Annotated in this window: 7 protein-coding genes and 1 tRNA gene; 5 read left to right on the top strand and 3 right to left on the bottom strand. The window is 48.4% G+C overall.

Annotated elements, in window-relative coordinates; genetic code table 11:
- Positions 1 to 91: 91 nt before the first annotated feature.
- Positions 92 to 271, bottom strand: a complete 180-nt coding sequence (locus tag ACFSX3_RS29885) for a hypothetical protein (RefSeq protein ID WP_209994152.1) — start codon at positions 269 to 271, stop codon at positions 92 to 94.
- 202 nt (positions 272 to 473) lie between these two features.
- Here ACFSX3_RS29885 and ACFSX3_RS29880 point away from each other — a divergent pair, with 202 nt between their 5' ends.
- Positions 474 to 1859, top strand: coding sequence for an MATE family efflux transporter (locus ACFSX3_RS29880; protein WP_209994153.1), 1386 nt, complete (start codon positions 474 to 476; stop codon positions 1857 to 1859).
- Between the two features lie 228 nt (positions 1860 to 2087).
- Positions 2088 to 6068: an endo-1,4-beta-xylanase gene (locus ACFSX3_RS29875; protein WP_209994154.1), complete on the top strand. Its 3981-nt coding sequence runs from the start codon at positions 2088 to 2090 to the stop codon at positions 6066 to 6068.
- A gap of 377 nt (positions 6069 to 6445) precedes the next feature.
- Here ACFSX3_RS29875 and ACFSX3_RS29870 read toward each other — a convergent pair whose 3' ends face one another.
- On the bottom strand, positions 6446 to 7039 hold the full coding sequence (locus ACFSX3_RS29870) for a TetR/AcrR family transcriptional regulator (protein ID WP_209994155.1): 594 nt from the start codon (positions 7037 to 7039) through the stop codon (positions 6446 to 6448).
- A 110-nt stretch (positions 7040 to 7149) separates the two neighbouring features.
- On the opposite strand from ACFSX3_RS29870, the gene ACFSX3_RS29865 reads away from it, so the two are divergent.
- Together ACFSX3_RS29865 and ACFSX3_RS29860 are read left to right on the top strand one after the other, a co-directional pair.
- A complete protein-coding gene (locus ACFSX3_RS29865; RefSeq protein ID WP_209994185.1) occupies positions 7150 to 8574 on the top strand; it encodes an MDR family MFS transporter in 1425 nt (474 codons plus the stop codon).
- A gap of 26 nt (positions 8575 to 8600) precedes the next feature.
- The gene (locus ACFSX3_RS29860; RefSeq protein WP_379313638.1) at positions 8601 to 8927 is read left to right on the top strand and encodes a hypothetical protein; all 327 of its coding nucleotides are present in this window, start codon (positions 8601 to 8603) and stop codon (positions 8925 to 8927) included.
- 81 nt (positions 8928 to 9008) lie between these two features.
- Here the strand turns inward: ACFSX3_RS29860 and ACFSX3_RS29855 are convergent.
- A tRNA-Pro gene (locus tag ACFSX3_RS29855) sits at positions 9009 to 9085 on the bottom strand.
- A gap of 284 nt (positions 9086 to 9369) precedes the next feature.
- On the opposite strand from ACFSX3_RS29855, the gene ACFSX3_RS29850 reads away from it, so the two are divergent.
- Positions 9370 to 11817 carry a hypothetical protein gene (locus tag ACFSX3_RS29850; protein ID WP_209994157.1) on the top strand — a complete coding sequence of 816 codons (2448 nt, stop codon included), beginning with the start codon at positions 9370 to 9372 and terminating at the stop codon, positions 11815 to 11817.
- The last annotated feature ends 2 nt before the right edge of the window (positions 11818 to 11819 follow it).

Below are 11819 nucleotides of genomic sequence, written 5' to 3'. Positions count from 1 at the left end.
GCGCGCAAAAAAACCGCAGGCGGAAATTCGCTTCCTGCGGTTTTTTTGCGCGGAGTGCCTTACGGGTATGTAGCACAGGCAGACTGTGCGGTTAATCCTTATCGATCAGCTCCAGCTTTTCAAGGATCTTAAGGGTGGTAACGGCGGACAATTGTACGGCTAATTGAATGCTGGCCTGGCTGTTTCCACTCTGCTCCAAGGCAGCTTGGTTCTCGGATAACACATCTTCCGTCACCTGCTGGATCAGACTTTTGACGATCTCGTTATTCATAATAGGCTCCTCCTTCCGTAAGTAAATACTCTCATTCTATATTTCGGCAGGACCCAGGAATTTACTTAGGGAGCAGGGAATGTTATCCGGTAATCTGAACGAAATCCACACTTAACACAGACTTGGAGTGGAATCTGTAGTAAACTGGAAGGAATGTATTGTATGCCTGCAATTATTCTACAGAAAAGAATGTGATCAATGTATGCAGCTTCAAGCTCGTCAACCGGCCAAGAAATGGCTGGAAAAATATCTGTCCGGAGACAGCATGGATTACCGGCAAATTATCGCCCTGTTTCTGCCTATTCTCATTGACCAGGCCTTCATTATCGGGCTGAATCTGGTCAACACTGCGATGATCAGCTCGTCAGGGATGGCGGCGGTCAGCGCGGTGAATATGGTGGATTCCCTGAATATTTTTCTGATCAATGTATTTGTGGCGATTGCGACCGGGGGGACGGTGGTGGTTGCGCAGTATAAAGGAAGCGGGAATGACCGCATGGTCTCCCAGGCTACGGCCGGTTCGGTTACCTCGGTCTCGCTGCTTGCAGTGGGAATTGGTCTGCTGCTCATGTCCTTCCATACGCCAATTCTGAATTTGCTGTTCGGGACGGCCTCCGCCGATGTGCTGGACAATGCGCGGGTCTATATGATCGGCAGCAGCATCTCATATCTGGGGATTGCCGTGGTTCAGGCCGTATGCGGTGCACTGCGGGGCGTGGGCCGGACGCGGGCTTCGCTGATGCTGTCGCTGATTATGAACGTGCTGTACGTTATCCTCAACGTTGTCTTTATTAACCTGCTGGACATGGGTGTGCTGGGCATGACACTTGCGGTCAATATTGCGCGTTATGTGGGGATGGCCTGTGCTTTGATCTATCTATTCAAGTTCGATTCGGTGCTGCGTGTGCAGCTCCGCGACCTGTTCCATGTTCCGATTACGATGCTGCGCAAAATCATGTTCATCGGCGTACCCTTCGCCGCAGAGCAGATGTTCTTCAACGGCGGCAAGCTGCTGACGCAGATCTTCATTGTCAGTCTGGGCACGTATGCCATCGCCACCAATGCGATTGCCGGATCGCTGGCAATGGTCTTTCAAATTCCGGCCAGTGCACTGTCGCTGACGATTGTGACCGTGGTTGGCCAGTGTATCGGACGGGGGGATGTGGCGGATGCCCGAAAATTCATCAAATCCTTCCTGTGGATCGGTTCCGCCTCTTACGCCTTGGTGGCCTTGATCCTGATGCCGCTGTTCCATCCGCTGGTGTCGATTTTCTCCCCGCCGCCGGAGATTATCGATGATCTGTTCGTGGTGCTGCTGGTGAATGCGATCGCCCAGATTCCGCTCTGGGCCTTCAGCTTCATTCTGCCGTCTGCCCTGCGGGCAGCGGGAGATTCCCGTTTCACCTCAATTGCTTCAATGCTGACCATGTGGCTGTTCCGGGTGATTTTTGGCTATATTCTCGGGATTGTACTGGGCTACGGGGTGCTGGGGGTATGGCTGGCGATGAACTGCGAGTGGGCGGTCCGCGGAGCTGTATTCCTGTGGCGCTTCCGGGGCAAGAAGTGGTATGCGCACAAGCTGATCTAGCATAGGATGACAACGAGGAGATCCCTGATACAGGGGTCTTCTTTGATTTAGCTTAATCTCACCACCCCCGCTGAAAAAGACTATAAAAAGCACGGTACAACCTTTAGTTTCAGGTAAGACGCACTTTGGTCCGTATGCTACGATTTGGGTGGTGAAGGGGGAGGCTTCCACATTAGCTGTAAGCGCTTAACTCATTGAAACCCAAATTCATACAGAGGAGTGCAACGCATGAAGAGAATAATCAAGCAAGTCTCCCTGGTGCTGCTGGCAGCCCTTCTGCTTCTTCCGGCAGGCGGGTATCTTCCGGCTGCTCAGGCAGCCGAGGCACAGACCACGGTATATCACGAGACGTTTGCGAATGGTGCAGGCAAGACTAGCCAGTCTGGGGGAGCCAGCCTGAGCGCGGTGAAGGAGGTACCTTTTGCAGGGAATGCCGATGGTGCAGCATTATACGTAAACAACCGCAAGGATAACTGGGATGGGGTTGATTTCAAGTTCACCGATCTTGGCCTCCAGCATGGAAAAACGTACACCGTAACGGCCGTTGTCTACGTTGACGCGAAGGTGACGCTCCCAGAGGGAGCAGAGGCAGCGCTGCAGACAGTGAACAGCTACGGAAATTATGCAGCAACACCCTATGTGGCAGGGCAATCGGTCACACTGACGAAGACATTTACTGTGGACACGAGTGCCACGGACCCTGACAAGCAGGACCACTCCTTGCGCATCAACTCCAACGGTCCTGGAGCCACAGTTCCCTTCTACCTTGGCGATCTTCTGATAACGACAGAGTCCACTCCGGGCGGTGGGGAAGAGCCTGTGCGTGAACCGGCTTTGCCGTTCAGTAAGGTTACTTTTGAAGATCAGCAAGAGGGCGGCTTCACCGGCAGAGCCGGAACCGAGACGCTGACCGTAACGAATGAAGCGAATCATACCGAGGGCGGTTCGTATTCCCTGAAGGTCGAGGGCAGAACCAACACCTGGCACGGGCCTTCCCTGCGTGTGGAGAAGTACGTGGACAAGGGCAGCGAATATACCCTGTCTGCCTGGGTGAAGCTGATCGAACCGGCGAGCGCGCAGCTCCAGCTGTCCACGCAGGTGGGCAATGATTCAGGTGCGAGTTATGTGACGCTGTCTCCCAAGACGATCAGTACGGCTGACGGCTGGGTGAAATATGAGGGCAGCTACCGCTATAACAGCGTCGGCGGCGAACATCTGACCCTGTACATTGAAAGTTCCAATAATGCAACCGCTTCCTTTTACATCGATGATATTAATTTCGAGCATACCGGTACCGCACCGGTGGATATTCAGAGAGATCTGATTCCGCTAAAAGCAGCCTATCAAAATGACTTCCTGATCGGCAACGCGTTATCCGCCGAGGATCTGGAAGGTGTGCGGCTGGACCTGCTGAACATGCATCACAATGTCGCTACCGCAGGCAATGCGATGAAGCCGGATGCGCTGCAGCCGACCAAGGGTAACTTCACTTTTACAGCGGCCGATGCGATGGTAAACAAGGTACTTGCCGAAGGCATGAAGATGCATGGGCATGTGCTGGTCTGGTATCAGCAGTCTCCCGCATGGATGAATCTGTCAACGGATGCAGCGGGCAAAACCGTCCCTCTGGGGCGTGATGAAGCACTCGCTAACCTTAGAACACACATCAAGGGAGTCATGGAGCATTTCGGAGACCGTGTGATCTCCTGGGATGTAGTCAACGAGGCGATGAATGATAACCCGTCCAATCCCTCCGACTGGCAAGCGGCGCTGCGTAAAGCTCCGTGGTATGATGCCATCGGCCCGGACTATCTGGAGCAGGCGTTCCTGGCGGCCAGAGAAGTGCTGGACCAGCATCCGGAATGGGATATCAAGCTGTATTACAATGATTACAATGACGATAACCAGAACAAGGCCCAGGCCATCTACAGTATGGTCAAGGAACTGAATGACAAGTACGCGTTGACCCATCCCGGCAAGCTGCTGATTGATGGTGTGGGGATGCAGGCGCACTACAATATCAATACGAATCCAGATAACGTCAAGCTGTCGCTGGAGAAGTTCATCTCCCTTGGCGTAGAGGTCAGTATTACCGAGCTGGATATTCAGGCCGGCAGCCTGAATACGCAGACAGAGAAGGAACGGATTGCTCAAGGCTATCTGTATGCGAGGCTGATGGATCTCTACAAGGCCCATGCCGACCATATCGCGCGGGTAACCTTCTGGGGCATGGATGACCGCACAAGCTGGAGAGCGGAGTCAAGCCCGCTGCTGTTCGACAGGGATTTGCAGGCGAAGCCGGCTTACTACGCGGTTATTGATCCGGTCAAGTTCATGTCCGAGCATGAGCCGAATACGGCGGAAGCCAACGTGTCAGAGGCGGTCTACGGCACGCCGGTTATTGACGGAGCAGCGGATGGAATCTGGGCCTCTGCGCCCGGGATGGCTGTGAACCGCTACCAGATGGCCTGGCAGGGCGCAAGCGGAACCACGCGTACCCTGTGGGATGACCAGAATCTGTATGTGATGGTCCAAGTGAATGACGCTCAACTGGACAAGAGTAATGCTAACGCATGGGAGCAGGATTCTGTCGAGATTTTCCTGGATGAGAATTTCGGCCGCACGACCTTCTATGAGAGCGATGACGGACAATACCGGGTCAATTACGACAATGAAGCCTCCTTCAGTCCGGCAGCCATTGGTGCAGGCTTCGAGTCGGCAACCAAGATAACCGGAACTAACTATACGCTTGAAATGAAGATTCCGTTCAAAAAAATCACGCCAGCCGGCGGCACCAAGGTCGGCTTCGACACTCAGATTAACGATGCCAAGAGCGGCGTCCGGCAAAGTGTGTCCGCCTGGAATGATACCACCGGCAACGGCTATCAGGACACCTCCGTCTTCGGCGTGCTGACGCTTAAGGCCAAAGACGGCGCTGAACCGCCGACGAAGCCGACCCCAACGCCGGAACCAACAGCCACACCGGCACCAGTATCCGGCGGCACCAGCTACAGCAGCAGCACGCCTGCGCCTAAGCCTGCGCAGATGGACAGCAAGGATGGTGTGGTGACGCTTAGACCTGTCGTGAAGGCCGAAGGCACAGAGGCGAAGGCCGTAGTTACGGCTGAGCTGTGGCAGCAAGCCTTGAAGCAGGCGGCCCCGGCAGCAGACGGGCGGAAGCAGATCATCATCGATCTGGCGAACCAGACCGGCGTGGCCTCCTATGAAGCCCAGCTGCCGCTTCAAGGCCTGAAGACGCAGGAGAAGTACCTGCTTGTTCTCAAGAACGGCCTTGCTACGCTGTCCATTCCAAGTGAGCAGCTCGCAGGGATTACAGCAACTGCTGAATATGTCAGCATCCGTGTCAAGCAATCCACAGCCGAAGGCCTGAATGCCGCTGCTCTCCAGCAGACCGGCAGCCGTCCGGTGGTGGAGCTGAGTCTGCTCGCAGGCGGGCAGAAGGTAGCCTTGTCTGGCACCAGCGCGATGACCGTCTCTATTCCTTACAAAGCGTCAGCGGAAGAACTCGGCAGCCTGGAGTCCCTGCTAGTCCGTTCGCTCACCGGCAACGGCGCGTTGTCTGCTATAGTGAACAGCCGTTACGATGCGGCGAAGGAAGCTCTGGTGTTCCGTACTCCGGAGTTCGGCACATTTGCTGCAGCCTTCGCTCCGCCGGCTTTTACAGATCTCGGCAGCCTGTCATGGGCGAAGCAGGCAGCTGCTGCCATGGCTGCGCGCGATATCCTTCCGGGCGGTAACAGCTTCATGCCTGCCGCTCCTATGAACAGAGCAGACTTCACAGCCTCGCTGGTGAAGGTGCTGGAGCTTAAGGCTGCTGCTGAAGCAGGTGCAGGCTTCAGCGATGTCCAGAGCAACGCAGCCTATAGCAAGGAGCTTGCGGCCGCGAAGCAGCTCGGTATCGTCACAGGCTATGCGGATAATACCTTCAAGCCAGCGGGCGTCATCACCCGCCAGGAGATGATGGTGCTTGCGGCGCGCGCCCTGAAGGCGGCCGGTATCTCGGCTGAAGGCAGCGGATCGATAGCATCTTACACCGATGCCGGTCAAATCTCCGCCTATGCCAAGGACAGCGTATCCGCCCTGCTGAAATACGGCGTAGTGAACGGTAAGAACAATAAGCTTGCTCCGGGAGATACCCTTTCCCGTGCAGAAGCAGCGGTGATTCTGTACCGGATCTGGAAGCTGTAAAGTTACTTCTAATACTTCTAATAAGATAGAGAAACAGCCAGCCGCCGGGCAGATTGCCGGTGGCTGGCTGTTTGTGGTTGCAGCCGGATTATCGTGCTGCTCCTCCAACTCCAACTTATAATTCCGATTCAAAATCCTGCTTAAACTACAACATTCCTCTCACATTAAATCAACGATTACTCGTATTGTTGTACAAAAAGCAGGAATATCCTGTCTTGAAGCGGCTTAAAGAAGATAATCCTGCAATTCCTGCAACAATCTCCCGGGAATCCCCATATCCTAGATGCCGAGTTGCAATATATGCAACATTAGCCCCACAGCAAAGAAATTAAGGGCGAATGACTTAAGCCGTAAAGCTTATGGACGGGAATGAAGAATTACCGTTTCAACACCAGCGGAAGGTACACCTCGTCCACAATATTGGCGATCGTCTCCTCCGACATGGGTGCGTTATACAGCATCAGCTCATGGCGGGCCAGATCGGACGGCAAAGTGAGCATTCGGGGAGTCACGGCTTCGGCAGATACTTCTCCCCGCTCAACAGCCCGCTCTAGCAAAATCGACATGGTCCTGTTTTGACGCCCATGGGGGAAAATATAGGAGGCAAGCGGCATATCGCCCATTTCTGCTACAAGCCCGTAGAAAGCATTCAACATTGCTTGTATATTATTCTGGTTCATAGCCCGCAGCACCCCGCATACATCATCCCTCAAATTCCCGTGATCAGGCACTTCCTCCAGCGGCAGGGGCACACGGTCCCGGATGGCAGCAAGCACAAGCTCAGCGCGGTTGGCCCACCGGCGGTAGAGTACGGCTTTGCTTGTTCCCGCCCGCTCGGCCACACTGTCCACCGTAAGATTGGAATATCCCTGCTCTGTCAACTCTTCCCGTACAGCTTGCAGGATAGCGGCTTCCAGCTCCTTGCCTCTGCGTCTGTTCTTCAATTGATCCTGTTCTTGAGAAGTGGGCATATCTATCTCAACCTCCACTGGAGAATTTCGTTGCGTTTCCTATTTGGATAGTATATCATAGGCTCAAATAAGAAACTTAAAGTTTCTTATTTGACAACCTAAGGGAGATGATGAACTTGCAAAAGCAAGCTAAACCCGCACTTGAACCGGCTGAACAGCAGGCAGCAGCGAAGAATTTGATGTGGATTCTTATGCTTGGTATTCTGGCTCCGCTATTCGATACGACGATAACCAATGTGGCGATTGATACGCTGGTCCGGGAATTTAACACCTCCGTGTCCACGATTCAGTGGGTAATGACGGGATATCTGCTGTCGCTCGCGATGGTTATACCGATAAGCGGCTGGGCAGTGGAGCGGTTTGGGGGAAGGAGGATGTGGCTGTTTTCGCTGGAGATGTTTTTGCTCGGCTCTGTACTGTGCAGCATGGCATGGAATGTGGAGAGCCTGATTCTTTTCCGTACCCTTCAGGGGATCGGCGGGGGCTTGCTGATGCCTATCATGCAGACCTTGGCCGTACGTGCTTATGGAGGTCAGAATATGGGCAAAAGAATGGCGACCATTGCTCTGCCAGCGCTGCTTGGGCCGATTCTGGGACCGGTGCTGGGAGGAATAATCGTCAATCATCTGAGCTGGAGATGGATCTTCTTCGTCAATATTCCGCTTTGCGTGGCTGCCATTATTGTGGCGTGGAAGGGACTTCCCAAGGATGTGCGCAATGCTCGCACGCTGCGGCTGGATGTGCCTGGACTGTTATTGCTGTCTCCGGCTATCGTGCTTACCCTGTACGGTCTTGGAGAAGTCAGCTCCCACCACGGCTTCGGTCATGCTGCGGTTCTTGTTCCCGTTATAGCAGGTGTGGCGCTATTAGCAGTATTCGTGGTGTATGCTCTCCGCAAAGGAAGCGAAGCATTGATCGATGTCATGCTGTTCCGGGTACGTTCCTTAACAGTGTCCTCTACATTGCTGTTTCTATCCGGTTTGACCACCTACGGGGCAATGCTGCTGCTGCCGTTATATCTCCAGCAAGTCCGCGGTGAATCTGTGCTTATCTCCGGACTGCTGCTCGTTCCCCAAGGCATCGGCATGCTGCTGACCAGATCACTGGCCGGCAAATTGACGGATCAGATCGGATCGAGACCCGTGGTTCTCGTCGGCACGGTCCTTACCATCCTTGGCACTTGGCCGCTGACGCAGCTTGGCGCAGATACGAGTTACTATTTTCTGAGTGCGGTTCTTATCGTGAGGGGGGCTGGATTAGGAGCTGTTTTTCTGCCGGTTATGGCTTCTGCCTATATCGGTCTGTCCTCGAAGCAAATCCCGCACGCCAGCAGCACCACCCGTATTATGCAGCAGATTGGCGGCGCCTTCGGCGTATCGGTTATCGCAATTATTTTACAAAATGAGTTGAATTCCGTCCTGACTCCTGACCCGGCCGCAGTGGCCGTTGCCTTCGATCATACGTTTATGTGGACGATTGCCTTCTCGATCCTGGCGTTAATTCCGGCGGCGTTCCTGCCTAGAATACGAAGATAGCGCGGCTAGCAGGATCATTGCTTTTTGTGGTATTGGGGATCTGGCTGCTAAAAATATCCGGGGAGGTTACGACGGATCTTGCCATCCTTCTGCGGACGCTGGGAATTTCCTGCACCGTGCTGTTTGGCCTGGCGGCCATTGTCTATCTTATCATGCTGCTGCGCCGCATCTTCCTCGCTGATCCCAAAGCCTACCTGTCCCGACAACGTGGACTAAAGCGGTGGCTGATGGCGATCAACCTCCGTCTCGCCGGCACACCTGTTAATATTACGGGCCAGTCCATACATTTGCCGCTGGAGCGTATCTATGAGGAGATGGAGCTGAGAAGACGGCTGTGGGTGGGGCGGAGGTAGTCGTCTGATTAGAATAGGGGGATGAAACGCCAAAAAATCGCGGTCCCAAAGCCGCGAATCTTAATTAGATCATGTTAGATATGGTCGAGACGACAGGATTCGAACCTGCGGCCTCTTACTCCCGAAGCAAGCGCTCTACCAAGCTGAGCTACGTCTCGACGCTATGAATAACTAAATTATACGCCTGTGTGTAAGCGCTGTAAATACTATTTCCTTGTAAGAATGCCAGAATGATCGGCAGAAACCGTGCGTGTAGGTCAAATACACGATATGAATGGAGAATGCTGACTAATTATGTCGTTCGTGAAAGATCTGTGAAAGAAATGGTAGATTAAAGGAGAATTATGAAGAAAGTCGAATATCCTATTAATGAAACAAAAAGTGGATGGATTATAAAAAAACACATCCTAATAACTCAGAATTATTTGGAGGTTTAATCTAAGTGACCTTATCCAGTAAGCAGTTGGAGATTAAGAAGGAAATTATAAATGGAATGGAAAATCCTAAAATAAGTATAGTTCATTTACATGGACCCTTAGGTGGCGGGAAAACTGAGATAATAAAAAGTTACTTAAAAGAAATACGCGATAAGTATGAGAACTGGGCTGCTTTCTACATTGAAGGAAAGCGAGGACTAAATGATCCTTACTCAACAATTACATTAGCGGAAGAAGTCAACAATCCTTATTTTGAACATAATAATATTGGTTTTAATTTTGGGTTTAAAATTTTTGTCTTTATAAATATAGGAATATCAAATTCCTTTAAAAAGAAGGAGATATTCGACTCAAAAATCAATTTTTTTGCAAAGAAAATAGCGCATTTAGCTGAAGAAAATATATTAATAATTGCAGATAGCTATCACTTTTGGGACAAATCATCTCAATCATTTCTCGAAGCGTTAAGATATTCCCAAAAAAATCTTAAAAATAAAAAGGTAAAGATAGTTGTAGTAACAGACGATGAGGAAAAACAAAGCAGTTACTTAAATTCAAAAATGATGTTTACGGAAGGTTTAAATATTTATTTAGAATTGCCTAAATCAGATGAAATAGGTGATCTACTTAAAAAATTAGGGTACAAGTTATCATTATCTGGACATGATCTTGAAACTATTATGTCTCTAAGTGGTGCAAATATTGATTTTATTAAAATTGTTGTTGAAGGGCTCTATTTAAATAAATCAACTAATCTTTCCTCAGATCAAGCAAATTTGGACTTGAAAATTTTACTTGAGTATAGATTAGATCTGTTAGGTGATAAAAAGTTAGATTATTCTGATATATTAAAAGCTTCTTCAATTATCACTGGAGATTTTGGCATAAATGAAATTGGATTTTTATGTAAAGGTAAAAGTAATATAGACGAAATATTAACCAATTGTTGTGAAAATTTATTCTTAAAAAAAGGTAAACAGTATGTTTTTTCAAACAGTTTTATTCAGAATTTTTTTTATATGAAGCTACACGGAACACATTCAAGATTCCATTTGCAATATTACAATTTTTTAAAAGAAAACAAACCTGAGGACTACTTAACACGTGCTGTTCACTTGTCATTAGGTGATGTTGAAGGCATACATGTTCAGGAAATAGTAGGACTTTTTATATTAGCTTATTGTCGGAATATTTTTGTAGCATCTCAACCTGGAGAGTGTGATTATATTAAAAAAACACTTGAAAAGACGATAAAGAATAGTGATAACTATAATATGCAAGTCTATCTGAGTACCTTCAATAATATGATAGAGGCTTGTCAAGCCTATTTGGAGGAAGACTATTCTAATGCTTATGAAAAACTAAAAGTCATTTCTGATACTGGTTCTTTATTACTTAAGTCAGAAGTTGCTCGTATGGAGCTTCTTGTATCACTTATGCTAGATATGAATACTGAACGTATCAAATCCCATGTTTATAGATTGGAGTTTTTACTTAATGAACTTGAACTGAATGAAAAAGAAGAATGGGCAATTTGTTCATTTGCCCTGTTTTCAACATATTCAAACAAATTGGGCCATTTCGATAAAACAGAACAAACGGCTTTAAAGTTGCTTGCTTTTATAAGTAATAATCAGAATAATAAGTTTTTTGAATATTTAGGTAAAACAATTCAAAGAAAAGCTTTTTTGTATAAATCTCCGGCAATGTCTAAAGTTGCAATGGAAGATGCTGTTAATTATTTCGAACAGTCATCGGACTATCTTCAATATTATTTTTCACTTTGTAATTATGCTGGAATATTAATGGTTTTAGGTAAATTTGATATGGCTATAGCTCATTTAGATGGATGCCTAAGTTTAATAAACGATCACAAATACATCAATTACCCTTCCAAAGAAAAGGTATATAACAACCTTTATTTAACTGAATTTTTATCACAGATGAGAAGAGAAGATTTTGAAATTAAAAACCCTATTGTAGATGAAACGATAGCCAAATTAAAAACTCAAATATCTAACAAACCATCTGAGAAGGATGCTATAATAATGCTCAATCTCGCTAATATTTTTCTGTTGAAGCAAGATTTCAAGAATTGCTATAAAGTAGTAGACGATTTAAAGAAAAATATACTTATAGCAAATGAGGATGCTTTTTATGAATATTACATTAAAAATATATATTTAGTTGTTGAAATACTAAATAAAAATTGGGAAACTTCAAAGCAGTATTTGGTTGATTTAAAACAAAGTGTTCCAGAATTCCATAAAAAAATAAAACAACAAATTACAAACCGAATTTTCGCTTTAGAAAACCTGATTAATAAGAAATTAGATCTTGACCCAGTTGCCCTTGATCAATGGATTTATGAGCAATCATCTCCTAAAGAGGCGGCTTGTAATTTTTATTGTAGATTATTTCTATTTTCCGATTTACAATTCTCGTCACTTTAGAA

The organism is Paenibacillus rhizoplanae, from assembly GCF_042684125.1.
Taxonomy (GTDB): Bacteria; Bacillota; Bacilli; order Paenibacillales; family Paenibacillaceae; genus Paenibacillus_AQ; species Paenibacillus_AQ rhizoplanae.
The sequence above is the reverse complement of the archived record's forward strand: the minus strand, read 5'-3'. Positions and strand labels throughout refer to the sequence as shown.